17 protein-coding genes and 1 pseudogene are annotated in these 17,613 nt (G+C 38.5%); 10 read left to right on the top strand and 8 right to left on the bottom strand.

Annotated features, from left to right (window positions below):
* Window positions 1-43 precede the first annotated feature (43 nt).
* A complete protein-coding gene (locus tag AC4CUZ_RS04925; protein ID WP_279691640.1) occupies window positions 44-712 on the top strand; it encodes a 3'-5' exonuclease in 669 nt (222 codons plus the stop codon).
* Window positions 713-791: 79 nt separating this feature from the next.
* Window positions 792-1,523, top strand: coding sequence for a 1-(5-phosphoribosyl)-5-[(5-phosphoribosylamino)methylideneamino]imidazole-4-carboxamide isomerase (gene hisA, locus AC4CUZ_RS04920; protein WP_004691558.1), 732 nt, complete (start codon window positions 792-794; stop codon window positions 1,521-1,523).
* 72 nt (window positions 1,524-1,595) lie between these two features.
* Here the strand turns inward: hisA and AC4CUZ_RS04915 are convergent, their stop codons facing one another.
* Window positions 1,596-2,144, bottom strand: a complete 549-nt coding sequence (locus AC4CUZ_RS04915) for a helix-turn-helix domain-containing protein (protein ID WP_094148590.1) — start codon at window positions 2,142-2,144, stop codon at window positions 1,596-1,598.
* Window positions 2,145-2,235: 91 nt separating this feature from the next.
* Here AC4CUZ_RS04915 and AC4CUZ_RS04910 point away from each other — a divergent pair, with 91 nt between their 5' ends.
* Window positions 2,236-3,135 (top strand): DMT family transporter, encoded by a 900-nt coding sequence (locus AC4CUZ_RS04910; protein ID WP_490747346.1) that lies wholly within the window; start codon window positions 2,236-2,238, stop codon window positions 3,133-3,135.
* Window positions 3,136-3,341: 206 nt separating this feature from the next.
* Here the strand turns inward: AC4CUZ_RS04910 and AC4CUZ_RS04905 are convergent, their stop codons facing one another.
* The 3 genes from AC4CUZ_RS04905 to AC4CUZ_RS04895 are packed head-to-tail and all read right to left on the bottom strand — an operon-like array spanning window position 3,342 to window position 5,353.
* On the bottom strand, window positions 3,342-3,734 hold the full coding sequence (locus tag AC4CUZ_RS04905) for a DUF4870 family protein (RefSeq protein ID WP_004691561.1): 393 nt from the start codon (window positions 3,732-3,734) through the stop codon (window positions 3,342-3,344).
* 28 nt (window positions 3,735-3,762) lie between these two features.
* The gene (locus AC4CUZ_RS04900) at window positions 3,763-4,389 is read right to left on the bottom strand and encodes a DUF1294 domain-containing protein (RefSeq protein ID WP_087011819.1); all 627 of its coding nucleotides are present in this window, start codon (window positions 4,387-4,389) and stop codon (window positions 3,763-3,765) included.
* Between the two features lie 13 nt (window positions 4,390-4,402).
* On the bottom strand, window positions 4,403-5,353 hold the full coding sequence (locus AC4CUZ_RS04895; RefSeq protein ID WP_195728328.1) for a homoserine kinase: 951 nt from the start codon (window positions 5,351-5,353) through the stop codon (window positions 4,403-4,405).
* A gap of 113 nt (window positions 5,354-5,466) precedes the next feature.
* Here AC4CUZ_RS04895 and hisF point away from each other — a divergent pair, with 113 nt between their 5' ends.
* Window positions 5,467-6,225 (top strand): imidazole glycerol phosphate synthase subunit HisF, encoded by a 759-nt coding sequence (gene hisF / locus AC4CUZ_RS04890; protein WP_004691571.1) that lies wholly within the window; start codon window positions 5,467-5,469, stop codon window positions 6,223-6,225.
* Between the two features lie 74 nt (window positions 6,226-6,299).
* Window positions 6,300-6,761: a hypothetical protein gene (locus tag AC4CUZ_RS04885; RefSeq protein WP_490747345.1), complete on the top strand. Its 462-nt coding sequence runs from the start codon at window positions 6,300-6,302 to the stop codon at window positions 6,759-6,761.
* A gap of 345 nt (window positions 6,762-7,106) precedes the next feature.
* Here the strand turns inward: AC4CUZ_RS04885 and AC4CUZ_RS04880 are convergent, their stop codons facing one another.
* Window positions 7,107-7,745, bottom strand: a complete 639-nt coding sequence (locus tag AC4CUZ_RS04880; RefSeq protein WP_490747344.1) for a hypothetical protein — start codon at window positions 7,743-7,745, stop codon at window positions 7,107-7,109.
* Between the two features lie 110 nt (window positions 7,746-7,855).
* Between AC4CUZ_RS04880 and AC4CUZ_RS04875 the strand changes: the two genes are divergently transcribed.
* Together AC4CUZ_RS04875 and aqpZ are read left to right on the top strand one after the other, a co-directional pair.
* Window positions 7,856-8,857, top strand: a complete 1,002-nt coding sequence (locus AC4CUZ_RS04875; RefSeq protein ID WP_490747343.1) for an AraC family transcriptional regulator ligand-binding domain-containing protein — start codon at window positions 7,856-7,858, stop codon at window positions 8,855-8,857.
* Between the two features lie 131 nt (window positions 8,858-8,988).
* Entirely contained in the window at window positions 8,989-9,675 is a 687-nt protein-coding gene (aqpZ, locus tag AC4CUZ_RS04870; RefSeq protein WP_279699044.1) for an aquaporin Z, read from the top strand.
* An 82-nt stretch (window positions 9,676-9,757) separates the two neighbouring features.
* On the opposite strand, the gene AC4CUZ_RS04865 is transcribed toward aqpZ, so the two are convergent.
* Together AC4CUZ_RS04865 and AC4CUZ_RS04860 are read right to left on the bottom strand one after the other, a co-directional pair.
* Entirely contained in the window at window positions 9,758-10,003 is a 246-nt protein-coding gene (locus AC4CUZ_RS04865; protein ID WP_004978163.1) for a hypothetical protein, read from the bottom strand.
* A gap of 76 nt (window positions 10,004-10,079) precedes the next feature.
* Window positions 10,080-10,664, bottom strand: a pseudogene (locus tag AC4CUZ_RS04860) (DNA/RNA non-specific endonuclease); the annotation flags it as partial.
* Between the two features lie 134 nt (window positions 10,665-10,798).
* Here AC4CUZ_RS04860 and gmtY point away from each other — a divergent pair.
* Window positions 10,799-12,313, top strand: a complete 1,515-nt coding sequence (gene gmtY, locus AC4CUZ_RS04855) for a gamma-mobile-trio recombinase GmtY (protein ID WP_419381339.1) — start codon at window positions 10,799-10,801, stop codon at window positions 12,311-12,313.
* 5 nt (window positions 12,314-12,318) lie between these two features.
* Window positions 12,319-12,690 carry a hypothetical protein gene (locus AC4CUZ_RS04850; RefSeq protein ID WP_490747342.1) on the top strand — a complete coding sequence of 124 codons (372 nt, stop codon included), beginning with the start codon at window positions 12,319-12,321 and terminating at the stop codon, window positions 12,688-12,690.
* On the opposite strand, the gene AC4CUZ_RS04845 is transcribed toward AC4CUZ_RS04850, so the two are convergent.
* The gene (locus AC4CUZ_RS04845; protein ID WP_201702131.1) at window positions 12,681-13,706 is read right to left on the bottom strand and encodes an IS30-like element ISAba125 family transposase; all 1,026 of its coding nucleotides are present in this window, start codon (window positions 13,704-13,706) and stop codon (window positions 12,681-12,683) included. The two genes, AC4CUZ_RS04850 and AC4CUZ_RS04845, sit on opposite strands and share 10 nt — an antisense overlap.
* A gap of 71 nt (window positions 13,707-13,777) precedes the next feature.
* Here AC4CUZ_RS04845 and AC4CUZ_RS04840 point away from each other — a divergent pair, with 71 nt between their 5' ends.
* On the top strand, window positions 13,778-17,608 hold the full coding sequence (locus tag AC4CUZ_RS04840; protein ID WP_490747341.1) for a VPA1269 family protein: 3,831 nt from the start codon (window positions 13,778-13,780) through the stop codon (window positions 17,606-17,608).
* Window positions 17,609-17,613 lie beyond the last annotated feature (5 nt).

Genomic DNA, 17,613 nt, shown 5'->3' with positions numbered 1-17,613 from the left:
ACCTAAAAGCTTTAGGCTTAAGCAACAATGGCATAGTCAAAGCATGATGGATTCTTCTTTTCAACACATCCTTCCCAGCAAAGTCGAAATTCAACAATTTCCTCGTTTTCAAAATTTGCCAAAACAAGCAATTCATGTCATTCAAAACTTAGAACAGTGTGAAGCAATCCGCGCTGAACTAGAACAGGTTTCCATCTTCGGTTTTGACAGCGAGTCCAAACCGACCTTTCAAGTGGGAGAAGTCTCCACGGGTCCGCATTTAATTCAACTAGCCAGCGTCGAGCAGGCTTATTTGTTTCAAATGAGTCCACCCATTTGGAGCTTCCTTGCACCATTTTTGGCGAATCCAGACCAGCTCAAAGTGGGCTTTGGTTTAAAAAATGATACCCATCTTTTCCGCAAAAAAGGTTTTGAGCTCAAAGGCGTGGTTGAGCTGTCAAAATGCTTTGCAAGCTTTGGTTTGACCAACCCTGTCGGCATTAAAAATGCCATCGCCCTGCTGTTTCAACTCAACTTCCCCAAAAGCAAAAAAGTCAGCACTTCAAATTGGGCGAGGAAAGTACTCACGCCTGAACAAGTTGACTATGCTGCTGCCGATGCCTATGCCGCGCTGTTGGTTTTTGAAGAATTGCGGCGTTTAGAGCGACTCCCAAAAGATATTTCCAAAGAATTAGAAAAAACAACAAAACCTTGTCGTCATGAAAAGCTGTAACAGATGCTTAGAAAATTGCCAATACTTTGCTAAGATGACGGACATTGATTTTATTTAAGATTTGGCTAGGAGCGAAAGCATGCTGATCATCCCTGCAATTGACCTGAAAGATGGCAAATGTGTTCGTTTAAAACAAGGTCGTATGGAAGACGATACGGTTTTTTCTGATGATCCTGTTGCAACTGCACAGCACTGGGTAAATGAAGGCGCGCGTCGCTTACATTTGGTCGATTTAAATGGTGCTTTCGCTGGTACGCCAATTCATAAACCTGTGGTTGAAGCCATTGCTCGCGCACAACCTGAACTGCCAATTCAAATTGGCGGCGGTATTCGTTCACTAGAAACCATTGAACACTACTTAGAAGCGGGTGTGTCTTTTGTCATTATTGGCACCAAAGCTGTTCAAGATCCTGAGTTTGTAGAAGAAGCATGTAAGAAATTTGCAGGTCATATCATTGTCGGCATTGATGCCATGAATGGCATGGTGGCCACCGATGGCTGGGCCAATGTGACCGATGTGAAAGCAACCGATTTGGCCAAACGTTTTGCCGATGCGGGCGTATCGAGCATTGTCTATACTGACATTGCACGTGACGGGATGATGCAGGGTGTGAACGTTGAGCAAACTGTTCAACTGGCACAATACTCTGGCTTACCTGTAATTGCATCAGGTGGTGTGACCAACCTTGATGACGTGCGTAACCTCAAAGGCCAACCTGGTATTTTGGGCGCAATTACTGGTCGTGCGATTTACGAAGGCAGTTTAAACCTACGTGAAGCACAATTGCTGTTAGATGAACAATCGCTCTAATTGTAGAATTTAAAAAAGAGGTCTATTGACCTCTTTTTTATGCGCTAAACATCAGTTTTTAAGATCTGCTTCTTAATAAATTGCATTACGAATAAACTTTAACGGTACAGTTCCACGGTTGATATATTGGTATTCGATGGCACTGGAAAAAACAATCGACTCTCCTACACCCAAGACTTTCATGTCGCCTGCCAGATCCAAAGTTAGCTCTCCCTCCATCACATAGAGCATCTCACGCCAACCTTCTGGGTCAGGTTCTGCACTATAGTGTTCATTTGGGGCAAGTACCCATGTCCACAATTCAACTTTTTGTGTTGCTGCCGCCGAAGCCATTAATTTTGCTTCACTGTGTGCTTGTGTGCCTTGCCAAGCTAAAACATTGACCACCGCTTGCCCTTGCTGTTCAGGCGCAGCAATGATCTGTACAAAATCGACCTCAAGCACATCGGCAATCAAGCTGAGTTTCGCCAAACTAATATTGTCCTGCCCTGATTCAACTCCAGCTACCATACGACGGCTTAAACCAGCCAAATCCGCCAGTTGTTGCTGGCTCAAGCCTTTTAAACTTCGATAATGACGCACATTTTGACTGACGTGTTGTAGTACCGCAGGAGACTTCATAAAGTTCAATCAAAAAAATATTGAGCAATATATTGCACACAAAAACAAAGCATGACAAGCTATGTGCAATATATTGCACACCAGTTCTTTTATGTTGAATACTCAGCTCGGTTCTAAAGCGCCTGTCATTGCACTGATTCTAATTACCTTTATTTGGGGCGGTACCTTCTTGGCCGTGAAATATGCCTTAAATTTCAGCTCCCCCATGTTCTTTGTGGGTTGTCGTTTCGCCTGCGCCGCGACAATTATTGGCTTATTTTCCTATCAACATTTAAAACATATTACCCGACAGGACCTGTGGGCAGGTGCACTCATTGGCTGTATGGTCACTATTGGCTATGGCACACAAACGGTCGGACTACAAACAGTCAGTAGCAGTGAATCTGCCTTTTTAACTGCACTGTATGTACCCCTAGTACCCGTACTATTGTGGTTAATCTTTCGTAAAGTGCCCCATTTTATGATTTGGATTGGTGCGCTCTGTGCGTTTATGGGCTTAGTCTTACTTACAGGCAATAGCCTGAATTCAATTTCACTGAATTTTGGCCAGACCTTAACCTTATTCGGTGCAATCGCTATAGCGATGGAAATTATCCTGATTGGTTATTTTGCCCCAACAGTCGATATTGGTCGAGTGACGGTGATTCAACTGGCGGTTGCCTCTGTGCTCGCCTTTGCAGCCATGCCACTGGCAGGTGAACACCACATTCCAGACTTTTCATGGCCTTTACTGAGTATTGCACTCGGCTTGGGGCTTGCTAGTGCCGTGATTCAATATGTCATGAATTGGGCACAGCGCTCAGTCAATCCATCTCAAGCGGCAATTATTTATGCAGGAGAGCCGGTGTGGGCGGCACTGTTTGGGCGACTTGCAGGAGAACGTTTGGCACCACTGGCTTTGTTGGGTGGGCTTTTGGTGGTGTTTGGTATTATGATCAGTGAATGGAAACCGAAACTGTTAAAATCGAAAAAGAATGTCGAACAACTTTAGCCTATCTCTGAAATGCAAAAACTGCTGAATCGAGTGATCAATGGACATCGATTCAGCAGTACGGTCAGGTATTTAGAATGACACCATCTTGCTCGGGTTCATCATTACTCCTAGTCTATACATGCTTTTGGCTATTGGAATCACCAGCAGCGCCAGTGCACAACCAAAAGGAATGTTTTGATGGTGAATACGGGTCAAACTATTTTTTATTGATACATCGGTTGATTGTCATTTAAACGAATAATGCCTTTAATGGCACGATATACAATCCACACCCATGACAACCCAATCACAGACACGCAGAATGTTGAAGCACCGAGTGCGACACCTGCGAAAGCGGTGGCATTTTCACCCGTAAAGAATAAGAAAATAAATGGCACAAAGGCAATCACGTTCCAAATCAAATACCACCAAAAGGTGCGAATCTGCCAAGTAAAATGGCTCTCAAAAATGGAACCACGCACAGAGCCACGCTTCACATAATTAATCACTAAAGCAATGATGGCTAAAATCCCTGCGGAAAAAATCGCAACGATATACAAAATATAAAGAATAAAAGTCAGACTACGATTCGGATCTTGATCGACTGAATAATTCATATTGTCCCTCATGAAGTGGGCTTGAACTTTAAATAGGCAAACTATTGAAAGGAGAAATAAGCCATAAAATTAAAAGAATATTGAATAGAATTGTACAAAAGTAAATCTTTCTAAACGGTTGTTTTTGTGTTTTATGTCGTAGCTTTTGCTGCGCTAACCATGCTGCAGGCCAACCGCCCAAAAATGAAAGGAGATGTAATGTATTTTCAGGGACACGGCGCTGTCCATTTTGTGCAGCCTCTTTGTCTTGTGCATAGAACCAATAACTGGCCGCATTCATCACACTAATCAACAGCAGCACTAATCCACTCAAACGCCCCAGCAATACCAATAACGCCAAAAACACGATGTATGCCACCGACGCAATTTGCATTGGACTCCAGCGTTGTGGTTCGGTCTTTTTCGGGGAGACTTTTTGGGTACGACTCTTTTGGGTTTGTGATGCTTTTAAATAACTAACTTGCTGTGCACGATAACGCCCTTGCGCATCCACAAGCACGTTGTATTCCAACGCACAGCCTAAAATAGGACGAGGACCTTGCCGAGCAAAGTCCTTGATATGTAAAAACACGCGATCTTTGCTGTCATCGTTGGGCTGAATAAAGCCATAGCCTTTTTCATCAAACCATTCAACGAGTCGTCCTTGGTCACGCATTTTTCTTTCCTATTTAAGCAGTTACAAATTTTAGGCGGTCAATCACCATATTACGCATTTCGGCAGGATTTTTCTGCAAAATGTCATCCCCCGTACGGCCTTGTTCAGCATTTTTTTGTGCCACTTGTAAACGCATCATCCAAAAACGCGCAGCAGCCATTGCGAGATACAGCTCTAGACAAGATTTTTCATCAGTCGTCAAAGGACGAATGCTTTCATATGCGTTTAAGAATGCGATGGCCTTGTCTTCATTTAAATGCACACTTGGATATTCGGTACAGAAGTCATTCAGGGTAATCGCAATATCAAACAAGAACTCATCTTTATTCAGTTCATAAAAGTCTAAAATGCCTTTGAGCTGATTGTCCTCAAACAAAGTGTTATCACGGAATAAATCCGAGTGGATAAAGCCCTTTGGACGATTCGGATAAACCGCCGATAATGCATCATATAACCCCAACAACTTATTGAGTAGTGCTTGATCCGCTTTACTTAAAGTTGGTTTCATCTGTAAGGCTACAGCAAGCCAGTAGTCATGGTCACGGTATTCTGCACGCTCCAATGGAAAATCTTGCAGTGCGACATGCATTTGCGCTTGCGCAATTGCAATCGCCTCGGCTTGTTCAAGGGTCGCAGGCATGGGATGCTTGCCCATCATTCGTGGGGCAATTTGCGCAGGCTTCTCTTTTAAACTATGAATGGCTTTGCCTGAGTGACTTAAAGGTACAGGAACCGCTAAACCAGCCTGACCTAAATGCTCAAGTACAGGAACTAACTCGCCTGCGCCCTGTTCATCCATTTCTTCAAATACAGTCAATACATACTGCACAGCATTTTCACACACAATAAAATAGTTCGTATTTTGAATACCGCCTTGAATTGGGATCAGATCGATTACCTCAAGTCCATAAGGTGCTGCAAACGCCTGAACTTCCTGTAAAGTCAAAGTGGTATAAACCGACATATAAAACCTGCAAAAAAACTTACATAAGTTTGATAGAATACCCGCTCCGACTATTAAGGTGTAGCATCTAAGTCGCGAAGTTTCATAATCGGCTGTTATTTTTGGAAAAAATTATGCTAGCTAAACGTATTATTCCTTGCCTCGACGTGGACAACGGTCGTGTAGTGAAAGGTGTTCAATTCCTTGATATTCGTGATGCAGGTGACCCAGTAGAAGTAGCACGTCGATATAACGAACAAGGTGCTGATGAAATTACCTTCTTAGACATTACCGCAACTTCGAATGGTCGCGACACGACTTATCGTACGGTTGAACGTATGGCTGAAACGGTTTTTGTTCCCTTAACGGTCGGTGGTGGCGTTCGCAAGGTTGAAGACATTCGCCTCTTACTCAATGCTGGCGCGGACAAAGTCAGCATTAACTCAGCAGCGGTGTTTAACCCAGAATTTGTACAAGAAGCATCGCAACGCTTTGGCGCACAATGTATTGTGGTTGCCATTGACGCAAAAAAAACGGGCGAGAATAAATGGGAAATTTTTACCCATGGCGGCCGTAAACCAACGGGTATTGATGCAATTGAATGGTCCGTGAAAATGGCCGACTTTGGTGCAGGCGAACTGCTGATTACCTCGATGGATGCCGATGGTACTAAAGCAGGTTATGACCTTGAGCTGATGCGTCAAATCAATGACCGCGTGACAATTCCAACCATTGCTTCGGGCGGTGTCGGAAACTTACAACACTTGGCCGATGGTATTTTAAAAGGTGGGGCAGACGCTGTACTGGCTGCTTCGATTTTCCACTTTGGACAACACACCATTCCTGAAGCGAAGAAATACCTTGCAGAGCAAGGCATTGAAATGCGTCTATAAACAGACTATCACCGTAAAACCTATGAAAAGAGTGCTTTCGAGTACTCTTTTTATCATTTTAAAGATGAGCAAAAATGTATCACTTAGAACTAATCTTATTTATTTGTGGTCTATTGATCTGTTTTGTTTTCATTCTGTTGATGAAGAAATATGCTGGCCGCCCTTTCGGTATGCTGGCCGTACTGTTACTCCTCGGTTTATGCCTGTTTAGCTATATCAGCTTCTGCAAATATCAGTTTAAACAGTATTATGAAAAAGCGCTGATTGCACCTGATCAAATTCGTGCTTGTGGTATTTTTACACAATGGTCGGAGGTCACCCATTATCGACGGCACAACATCAGTACTGAAAAAGTGTTTTACTTTCAGAGTGATCGACAAGCTTTTTTATTTAGCAATAGTCCGCGTGCCAGACAAAGCTTCCCTGATCTCAAAACCTTAAACATCAACGAGCATGTTTGCTTTCAGTTTTCCCCGGACTATACCGATGAAATGGATCGCTATATTTTAACCGACTTTAAAAAGCAGACGAATTAAAAGGCTCAGTTACGCTGTACTTCGGCACAGCTGAGCTAATGCTAAGTCGGACAGTAACTATCGCCTCTATTATGCAGCAAATGTTAAAGCTTAGAATGTTCGCTGGATCTTGATCGAACTTACGCTCTGAATTGTTGAGATAAAAAAAGGGAGTCTTGCGACTCCCTATAAACCTAGAATAACGACAACATTGTCTTGTTAAACTGGAAAATGAAAAATGACGTACTAGTGCTCATGAGATGATTTAACCTCATCAACAGCTTTACTATAGAATGTTCAAATGACGAAATATTGACAATACATACCAATATTATTGACAAATCACGACAAAAATACCCCATTCCATTATCCTGCAACCGTTTCCGTCGTCTGCGCTGAGTTCAGTGGAATCGCTTCAGGTACCTTAACCCATTTTGCAGGGAAGACCTGATTGACCCACTGGGTGAGCTTATCCGACACCACTTGAGGTAAAGCAATACCCAACGGATTTTGCTCTTGCAAATCCAGCGAGGAAATGACCCGCGTTCCTAAAATATAATCAAACCACGGCTTGGTCACACACCAGTTGGCATCCTGATTGGAGTTCATATGATGATCATAATGCCAAGGAATCTTACGCATTGCCCAGTCTGGCTCTAAGTGCGCACGGCGGTGGATATAATAATAATTTCCTGCACTGTACAACACAGACAACGTCATGCCTTTGGAGACTGGATAAAATAACGTCCCAAACACACCCGCCACGACAGCGAGTGATACGATTTCATTTTTGGTACGCCAGTTGCTCCAACCTTCAACATAACCATGATCGTGAAACGTGGTTTTCCGCACTTCTCGGTGATGCTCCCAATGCGATTTCATACTCTCAGGCACAGGGCTATAACGTGGCTTTCCAGCACGGTGTGTTCCATGCAAAATATATTTATGTGCAACCCACTCAAACGCATTGACAACCACTAGTCCTGCGACAAAACCCTTCCACATGGCAAATTCCTCCTATATTCAGATTGAATATAATGTGGAAACTATGCTAAATATTGACCCTAGCATTCAAATTCATTGACAAATTACGACAAGAACAATAGAGCCAATAAATGCAACATTTCAAAGATTACACAGGTTCTGTCTACGGTGGACTGGGACATTTACTCTATGCCTATTGCCAAGCCGTGGGCTATCCAATTTCTGAACAGCTTGAAAAAGCACAGAACTTAGAACGTTTTGATTATGCCCTGTGGTTAGAATTACTGAATGATCTTGACAGCCATCTGCACATCCCTGCGCTCGGACTCGAGATTGCAAAGTATGTACAGCCCAAGCATTTAGGCATTTTGGGCTATATTGTGCTGTCCTGCGAAAATTTAAGCGAAGCGCTCACCCGTTATCATGACTTTCACCGTCTCATTTATGATGGCAGCTCGCTATATGTTGCAGTTGAAGGTGAAAATCTATGCTTTGGTTGGGTGGAGATGCCAATTGAACTGACCACACAACTCAGCAATGAAGTGGCAATGGCGCTGATCATTCAGTTTATGAAACACTTTGTCGCCCATGATGACATCCAGCTCAGCGAGGTTCATTTTACTCACCCAGCCCCGAAAAATATGGCACTGTATGAGCAGTACTTTAATTGTAAAGTTCGCTTCTCTCAAAGCCGTCCGATGATGATGATTCCCCTCAGCGAATTATCCATGCCCTTTCAGCAAGGTGATCAAACCCTGCAAAAACTGCTCTTACAACAAGCCGAAGTATTGCTGGAAAAACTTCCCAACTCTACTCACATCGACCAGCGCTTACAGCATGCGATTTTAACGGGGCTACAAAAAAACCAATATCAAATTGAACATATTGCTCGGCAACTGAATTTTTCAGTCCGACAGCTGCAACGTTACTTACAACAACAAGGCACGACCTACCAACAGCGGATGCAAGAAGTCCGACGTATTTTGGCGGAGCAATACTTAAAAGATCCACACCTTAGCTTGCAGGAAATTGCACTGTTGCTAAGTTACTCTGAACAAAGTGCTTTTCAACGTGCCTTTAAACACTGGACCCAAGTCACACCTCAGCAGTGGCGTATCCAGCATTTTCACTAAAATCTGATCTGTTTGATCTACGTCATCAGGATGTCATGCTTTTTTTGTTAAATTGACTGAAAAACGAGCATTTTCTCGTTAAATATAAAGTTCTACGCGAATAAAACATCAATAACTACAAAAGGCGCATTATGAATAAATATCTTGCTGAATTCATCGGAACGTTTTGGTTGGTCTTCGGAGGCTGTGGCAGTGCCATTTTTGCAGCAGCTTTTCCCGAGTTAGGCATCGGCTTTCTTGGCGTTGCGCTTGCCTTTGGTTTAACCGTTTTAACGGGTGCCTTTGCACTTGGACATATCTCTGGCGGGCACTTTAACCCTGCGGTCAGTGTCGGCTTATGGGTCGGTGGACGCTTTGATACCAAAGATCTGATTCCTTATGTGGTCTCCCAAGTGGTCGGTGCAGTTTTAGCCGCTTGGGTGTTATACCTGATTGTCCAAGGCCAAGCTGGTTTCACCGGCACAGGAGGCTTTGCGACCAATGGTTATGCCGAGCTGTCACCAGGAAAATACTCCTTAATCTCCGCTTTAATGATTGAAATTGTACTGACCGCAATGTTCTTAATCGTGATTATGGGTGCCACAGATAAACGTGCACCTGCTGGTTTCGCACCGATTGCGATTGGTTTAGCCCTAACCTTGATTCACCTGATCAGTATTCCTGTGACCAACACCTCGGTTAACCCTGCACGAAGTACAGGTGTTGCAATATTTGCTGAAACAGCCGCGTTAAGCCAGCTCTGGTTGTTCTGGGTTGCTCCGATTGTCGGTGCCATTATCGGCGCTATTATTTATAAAATTTTAGAAAAAGAGGATTAATTTTTTCTCTCCCCATTAATAACAAAGCCCACAATCTGTGGGCTTTTCCTATTGTTCCACATGGAACATAGATAGGCCTATATTATAAAAAAGGATTGTCAATTTCACCCAACTGCGGATGTTCAATTTTCTCAGGAAGCTGAGCTTCACTTTCAAGCTGTTGCACAATGGCATTCAGATACGCCTGCAATGCTTTGGCCGCAGCTAGGCCAGCTTGGTCTTTGGTGAGTTGTAAATTGCCATAAATACTAACGCAGTCCGTGTCATTTTCAAGGGTCAAATCATGAATGGCATGGGACTCGTTACCTTGTACAAAAGGTTTAAACATTTTATTTTTACTCTTGTTTGTTTTTCAGGCATTGGGCACTGCAGTCGAAGGTCTATACATCCAACTGCATAGAACTTTAACGTAACAGCTGCAAAATATATTGCAATAAGGCGTCGACCAATTGTTTCACAATCGCATCTTGATCCGCCGCATCAATACCCGTGCCTGTTTTGACTGTGCTACCACTACTCGACTGAGTAGAGCCCGATTTAAAGTTTTTTTGTAAGGCTTTGAGCTGCTCGGATGAAACCTCTTCTGCACACTGACTTTCCGCATCCCAATGTGAATACTGAATTGCACTATTGGCTTTTACCGCCGTTGCTGTCAACGGTAGTTTATAGGTATTACGTTTTTGCTCTTCTGTCAGTTGGGGAAATAAATTCACACCCAACTGCTCTTCCAAATAGCAGACACTGACAATTCTTACCTGCTGTGAATTATCATTCGGTGCGTAATAAGCGCCAATTGCACCCGTTTTTGGCATATAGACCGCTTTGTAAACCGCACTCGGAACAATCACTCCCTGACCAATGGTCTTGAGCTTTTTGCCCTGAAACACTGGTCCAGTCACCACAAAAACATCTAGCTTTTGCTTGGTCACAAGCGCCCGTGTGGCTTCTTCCAATTCACGCCACACTTGCTGATTATTTTTAGGGGCCTGTGTTCTGTGTACTACATTCAGTATCATATTTAAACAAAATAACAATAACAAACTGAATAAAAAATAGACAAAATATTTAAAAGCTCTGTTATGCTTTTGATATTATAATCAAGTTGATAATAAGGTATAAAAGAATGATAACTAAATTAAATGTTTTAATAAAACAAGATTTAAATAGTAGTTCATTAAAACTACCTGTATTATTTATTGATAATTATCCATTCCTACCACTTCTACATTATATGATTGATAGGAATACCTCACCTTCTAAAAATGAAAAATTAATCCAAGCATGGAAATTATTTTTAAATTTTTTTTTAGTTAAGGGAAACTTATATAACTCTCCCAAAAATATATTATCTGAATTCATAAAGAATTTATATGATGGCACCATTGGCCAAGATGGCATTGACCATTCAAATTTATATTGGGAAGTAAGAAATATTAAAAATGCTAATACAATAATTTCAGAGATAAATTGTGCATTTGATTATTTCTTAGAAATAAACCCCAATGCAACACATTTAAATCCATGGCGTAAGGCTACAACCTTAGAACAGAAAATATTAACAAGCGCATGGTACTACAAAAAAAATAATTCTTTCTTTAATCATCTAATTGGGAAAGATGATAAATCGAATAATACAACAAAGAAAAGATCAGCACATCAAAGAATTCCTACTAGCTTTGATAAGCTTAATAATACAAAAAGCTTTCCAGAAGAAATTTTCTCTAAATTACTTGTAGAAGGGTTTAGAAATAGAAAAAATATCTCAAACTCTGATATATGTAAGATTTCTCATGAAACACATAATATTCGAGATATATTGATTACACTTTTAATGCACTATGGTGGGCTCCGTATAAGTGAGGTGTTCCATCTCTATGTGACCGATGTTATACCGGTTCCTGATGATTCTGATGATTCTGATGATTCTGATGATTCTGATATTGCATTAGTTCGTATATTCCATCCAGAATATGGTCTTCCACCAGAAGATAAATCTATAAATAATAGAAAATCTTTTTTTAAAAACAGAAGAGATTGGTTAAATAAAAAATATGGATTACATCCGAGAAATATTTTAAATAAAGATGATATTTATTATGCAGGATGGAAAAATTTAAGATTAGATGACCAGCAGAATCAATCTATTACCATCCAGTGGTTTCCTAAAAGTGCAGGTAAAATTTTTCTTAAACTCTGGTATGTATATTTAATTGAACGAGCAAAGCATACTCGTCTCTCTAAAAAACACCCTTATGCTTTCGTAAACTTAGAAGGTCATCCATACACAATAAAAAGTTATCAAAATGCTAGAGATAGGGCATTCAAGAGAATAGATTTGATAAATTCAACCTCGTATGGAACAAATACACATTCGCATAGACATGCATATGGTCAACGTTTAGCAGACTGTCATGTTACTGATAAAGTGATCATGAAATGTATGCATCATAATTCATTAAAAAGTCAGTTGATATACACATCACCAACTCAGGAAAGGGTCAGAACAGAATTAGATATTGCAGAGAAGAAACTACAAGAAAAAATATCTAAATATCCTTCTAAGGTTGACAAGCTATCTACTAATGCTAGCTATGAAATACAATCTATTTTAGTTCTTGAAAATTTAATCAGAGAATAACAATCATGAATAATAAGACATATATTAACGCAGATACAGGAACAACAAGATCTAAAGAACAAATAAAATTGGGGCTTTTCCCTAGTAGATCCTCATCTTTTTCGTGGCTACTCATTTATGATCCATTGCTTGAAAGTTGGATTGAGCCTTTAGAAAAAGCAATAACAGATATTGCAAAAGATACGAGTAGGTCACGAACTGACTTTATTTATAAAACTATCAATTTATTAATAAAAAATATTGAAGCTTTGGGGTTATCTAAAAAATGTAGTGAATCTTTTTCAACTAAGAATAAAATAGATTTTGATCTTTTTATTAAACTAGAGTTGGATAATAAAAAGCCAATTCAAACTTATACTGGGCGAATTCAAACATGAGGTGCGACAGTTTCAAAAGCCTTATGATAATCAACAAGCTGAGCAAATTTCTCTAATGGTGTAAGCCAATCTAACGCTTTTCTAGGACGAGTATTCAGTGACATGGCAACTTGATTTAAATAATGCTGATCTGCCTGATTTAAATCAATCCCTTTAGGTAAATATTGCCTAATTAAACCATTCATATTTTCGCATGTGCCTTTTTGCCAGGGTGAATGTGGGTCACAGAAATATACATCTATGCCTAAATCTTCTTCGAGTATTTTATGTTCTGACATCTCACGTCCACGGTCATAGGTCAACGTTTTACGCAGTTCTGCAGGTAAATATTTCAGAGCTTCAGTTAAAGCCTTGCGCACTGATTCTGCCTTTGCATCAGGTAATGTTGCCAAGATACAGAGCCGTGTATTTCGTTCAATAAGTGTTGCTATCGAACTTTTATTGTCTTTACCTTTAATTAAATCAGCTTCCCAATGACCCGGTATTTTTCTTTCTTGAACTTCGGCTGGGCGCTCATGAATAGTTTTAATATCCTGTAATATAGAATCTTTTTTAGGTTCACCGTTAGCTTTTCGCTTTTTATTTTCATGACGCAGACAGGATAATAAGTCTTTTTTCAACTCACCCTTTGGTAATGCTCGTATCGTTGAATAAATCGTTGTATGGCTTACATTCATTGTTTGATCCAAATCAGGAAATGTCTTTAAACGCTTTGCTATTTGCTGAGGAGACCATAAACAACGGATCGCTTCAACAATAAATTTCCAAAGGATTGAATCGATTTTGAGTTTTCTATGACCACGTCTACGTCTAGCGAAGGTGTGATCAGAAGCATATCGGGCTTGATAAACGTCATTGATGCTATTTCTTTTAAGTTCACGATAGATCGTACTAGGATGTCTTTTAATAAGTTCAGCAAATTTTCTGGGTGAAAAGCCTTCTTTTCTTGATTCAAGCATTAATGCAGTACGATCTTCAAAGTTAAGATGATGGTATGACAATTTTATATACTCCATAAACCCTTTAAATTAATTAGGTGGTTTATGTCGCACTTCAAGTTTTACTCTGCCCTGCTATGAGATTGATATTGGAAAAAATTATAAAAAATGAATATTCTACTTTCAATAAAAATGAAGTAAAAGTTTTTAGTAATATCAAAAATCCAATGATCCCTATCCCTATAAATAAACAAAATGGTTGTTCTGTCATAACAAATCAATTTTGGGATAAAGATTTCAAATGGTTAACAGATTTAGATACCGAGCTAGAATCGTTACGAGAAATGTTAGTCAGGCAATGGCCCAAAATATGTCAAGAAAAAAATTATTCAAAAAATACTCAAGCATCATTACAACCAGTTCTTAGATGGTTTTTCAGCAATTTAGATAAATTAAATTTACCTAAATATATTAGAGATATCTTATTATCTTCTAGAAATCTTGATTTTTTTGAGTTTTCAGCATTGATACCAACTCAGACAAATTTATCAGCATCATTTCAACTCATTCATACGATTTTTATGAGTGAAATTATTGATAACTACAGCTATATTGATAACGGTAAATTACGAGCACATAAAGAGCATGATAGCCCTTTAAATATTACGAATATAATTCAACCTAAAACAGAAAAGTCCATGCTTTGGATAAGGGACATAAGTACTAAATTATGGAAAATCCAAGAATTCTTCGAATATTATATTCCAATTGTTGGTGAGAGATTTGAACCACACACTCTCCTAGCACATTTACCAAAAATCAATGTACTAGTTAAAAAATTATCAGAATTAGATCTGCCCTCATCGCCAGAAAAAATCATTATTTCTGAAAAAAAAATTCACCTAGATGATTTTTCTAAAATTTATGGATTCAGTAATATTTCACAAAGTTGGGACTTTATTTGTGATATTTTTGATGAGTATATCCGAACAGAACACTCTCATCTCAACGAAAATCAATATCGCATTCCAAACAAAGGGTTTTCCAATCCCTTTGTTCGAACAAAAATATTATTCAAGCCAAATATAACATACTCTAACCTATTAAAATATAATGAAAATTATATTAATTGGATTCCAATTCTTACAGAATTTACCACCACATATTATCTTAATCAAGATAATACTTTTGGCAAAGGCAAAGCTAGCATACATTGGGAAAGGCAAGTAATTAGCTGCTTACATATGTTTTTTTGTATTTTAATGCCCACTTTCAATATAAATTCTGAAATAAAGAGTTTACTTTTTTCATCTGAATTAGAGGAAAGCTATACTAAATTTGCAGAAAGTGAAAAATACTCTGTTGAATATCAAAAAAAACACAGATCAATAATACATGATTTATTTTATTTCATACTGAGAAAAAGACCTGAATTTATCGGTATGACATTAGAGGAGACATGGGATATTGAACCCAATTTCAAAAGAAATTCAACTCGTATGAAGGGAATTAAAAGATATGGATTTAAATTTATATCTCTTATAAATCCAAATATGAATGATTGGGTTAATTTTGCAGAGAACTATATTGCTGACAAAAGAACAGAAAAGTTAGATGGATTAAAAAACAACCTAATTCCTTTTTTAGAGTACTTACTTAAATATAATATTATTAATCCTATAGAATACATAACTAGAACTAGTTTTGATTCTGATTTTTTGAGTTTTTTAAATTTTAAGCATAGCAATTTAGCTGAATATTCGAAAAAAGATAGAGTATTCGAAGCTTATAAATTTATTGAATATTTGAGATTGACTTTATTTGAGAATGATCCCGACTCCCCTGAAACAGTATATGGATTTAATCCCCTAAAAAAAATCTATAATGATTTTCTAAGTATTAGAGACCCTGTTTTATCAGAGTCTAACAAAGTAGCGATGCCTGCTTGGCTTGTTCAAAAAATAAAAAAATTATATTTTCCTCTGGATTCAGAATACTTTTCTGAATGGATAAACTGTCACTTGGCACTTGAAAAAGACTTCGTAGAAGTCCCTGAAAATTTGATAGATAAAAATGATCCTGATTGCGTGTGGAGATCAAGAAACATACAGCAACGAGGTCAAATTTTTGAAATATGGAATCCAGTTACTGCAATATTATTTTTTTTATTATTACATACACCACTTCGAAATATTCAGATTAGAGCACTAGATTCTGGAGAATTTGATACATTTACTTTTAATATTAATAAATCTAAAAGTTGGTTTTCAAAAAATAATAACCCTCTGATTACCCATCACACGAAAAAACCTATTTGTCGTGGTGTATTTCATATCTCTGATATAAACAAATTAGATCAAGATTGTAACTCATTATTTATTAATACAAATAAAACCGCTGACATAGATAAAGCTGCAAATAACAAAGGCTATGTAATGCCCTTATTAAATGCCCATCACATCTTGTTTTGGTTGCATAAACTGCGTACTTGGCAACAAAAATATAACCCTATTACTAAAGCCACCCAATGGGAATCAATAACAAATTCCATATATTTTGGCACCTTGAATCCAAAAGTCGTACGACACCGCAATCCAGTAGCATTTCTTTTCCGCAGTGTAGCCAATAATCCTAACGAAAGTCACCTACCTATCCCTGCTGGTAACTGTCCTAATAGATGGTTGGATTTTTTACTATATGCAGAATTATATTTTAAAAACAACAACTTACTTGGAGAAGATAATGACCTAATAATCCTAACAAAGAACTCAGAAACCAATGAAAATAAAAAAAATCCTGTTTATACGCAACATGGTATGCGTGTAACCATGATTTCATTTTTAGTGCTTGATCTAGGAATCCCTTTGGAAATAGTTTCTAAGATGATAGCAGGTCATTCTAGTATCATTATGACTCTTCACTATACGAAACTTAATACCGCTTATGTCAGAGATATATTAGACGAAGCTGAACGTAAGGTACTAGATGCTCAACAACAAAATTCTTTAAGAAGTTTAAAGCAAAAAACTATCGATTCTCTTAGTAGTGAATTTGCATCTCTAGATGTCGTTAATGCACTCTCTTTAGCTAAAGGTTGCAATGAGTTAGGCTACATAGTCACTGAGGTTGGTATATGCCCAAATGGTGCCTCACTATGCCATATTGGAGGGGAGTGTCTAACACCTGATAGAAACAAAAATATTGAATGGGCTTCTGTTTCTGGTTATCCAAAGAAAAATTGCATCAGATGCCGATTTAATTTGAGCAGTTTAGCCTTTATTAATGGTTTGAAATTCCAGTTTGACCAAGCTGTATATAATATCAATGAACTACAAACTGAAATTGCGAAGGTTTATTCCGAAATCAATCTGTTGGAATCAATTGAATATCAATCATCAATAAATAGCTTACCTTTTTCAGAGGTTAACAAATTAAGAAGATCTAGAGAAAGAGAAGTCGAAATTTCAGCTCAATTGTCTGAAAATATTTCTAATATGCAAGCTGCTCATCATCTTATACAAACATTAATAAAGCTTAATTCAGATTCTTCTAGCAATAATCATCAGCTTGTCACTATAGGAAATATAGGTGATTTACATACAAGCATACATGAAACCTCAAGTAAACTTTACAGCCTGAGCATCATATGTCAGCAAGCTGAAATATATCATACAGATGACGCTGGGAAATATGCAATAAAACAAGCTCAGGCTATAGATTGTATGTTAGACATGAATGGATTAAAGCCTATCATGTATAGGATCCCAACTGAGCTTCAACTTGCAGCGGGTAATAGTTTAATAAAACTTATGCAAAGCCATATGCCTAATGACACCATTATTGAGATTATGCCTTTTCTCGAATGTGAACGTAAATTAGAAGAAATTGGTTTACTACAACCATTTAAAGAAAAGATAGAAAAAATGTCTATTCAATTAACGGCACCGTCAACCTTTAGTCAAGATTTTAAACTCAAATAAACAGA

The organism is Acinetobacter sp. 789_lipA (genome assembly GCF_058242845.1).
This window is presented reverse-complemented; position numbering and strand designations above follow the sequence as displayed.

Excerpts from the sequence above, each read along its gene's own strand:
- AC4CUZ_RS04895 (WP_195728328.1), bottom strand. The coding sequence starts at position 5,353 with ATGTCGGTTTATACCACTTTGACTTTACAGGAAGTTCAGGCGTTTGCA.
- gmtY (WP_419381339.1), top strand. The coding sequence starts at position 10,799 with ATGATAACTAAATTAAATGTTTTAATAAAACAAGATTTAAATAGTAGT.
- AC4CUZ_RS04845 (WP_201702131.1), bottom strand. The coding sequence starts at position 13,706 with ATGGAGTATATAAAATTGTCATACCATCATCTTAACTTTGAAGATCGT.
- hisA (WP_004691558.1), top strand. The coding sequence starts at position 792 with ATGCTGATCATCCCTGCAATTGACCTGAAAGATGGCAAATGTGTTCGT.
- AC4CUZ_RS04910 (WP_490747346.1), top strand. The coding sequence starts at position 2,236 with ATGTTGAATACTCAGCTCGGTTCTAAAGCGCCTGTCATTGCACTGATT.
- AC4CUZ_RS04900 (WP_087011819.1), bottom strand. The coding sequence starts at position 4,389 with ATGCGTGACCAAGGACGACTCGTTGAATGGTTTGATGAAAAAGGCTAT.
- AC4CUZ_RS04850 (WP_490747342.1), top strand. The coding sequence starts at position 12,319 with ATGAATAATAAGACATATATTAACGCAGATACAGGAACAACAAGATCT.
- AC4CUZ_RS04905 (WP_004691561.1), bottom strand. The coding sequence starts at position 3,734 with ATGAATTATTCAGTCGATCAAGATCCGAATCGTAGTCTGACTTTTATT.
- AC4CUZ_RS04915 (WP_094148590.1), bottom strand. The coding sequence starts at position 2,144 with ATGAAGTCTCCTGCGGTACTACAACACGTCAGTCAAAATGTGCGTCAT.
- AC4CUZ_RS04865 (WP_004978163.1), bottom strand. The coding sequence starts at position 10,003 with ATGTTTAAACCTTTTGTACAAGGTAACGAGTCCCATGCCATTCATGAT.
- AC4CUZ_RS04880 (WP_490747344.1), bottom strand. The coding sequence starts at position 7,745 with ATGTGGAAGGGTTTTGTCGCAGGACTAGTGGTTGTCAATGCGTTTGAG.
- AC4CUZ_RS04925 (WP_279691640.1), top strand. The coding sequence starts at position 44 with ATGATGGATTCTTCTTTTCAACACATCCTTCCCAGCAAAGTCGAAATT.
- AC4CUZ_RS04875 (WP_490747343.1), top strand. The coding sequence starts at position 7,856 with ATGCAACATTTCAAAGATTACACAGGTTCTGTCTACGGTGGACTGGGA.
- hisF (WP_004691571.1), top strand. The coding sequence starts at position 5,467 with ATGCTAGCTAAACGTATTATTCCTTGCCTCGACGTGGACAACGGTCGT.
- AC4CUZ_RS04885 (WP_490747345.1), top strand. The coding sequence starts at position 6,300 with ATGTATCACTTAGAACTAATCTTATTTATTTGTGGTCTATTGATCTGT.
- aqpZ (WP_279699044.1), top strand. The coding sequence starts at position 8,989 with ATGAATAAATATCTTGCTGAATTCATCGGAACGTTTTGGTTGGTCTTC.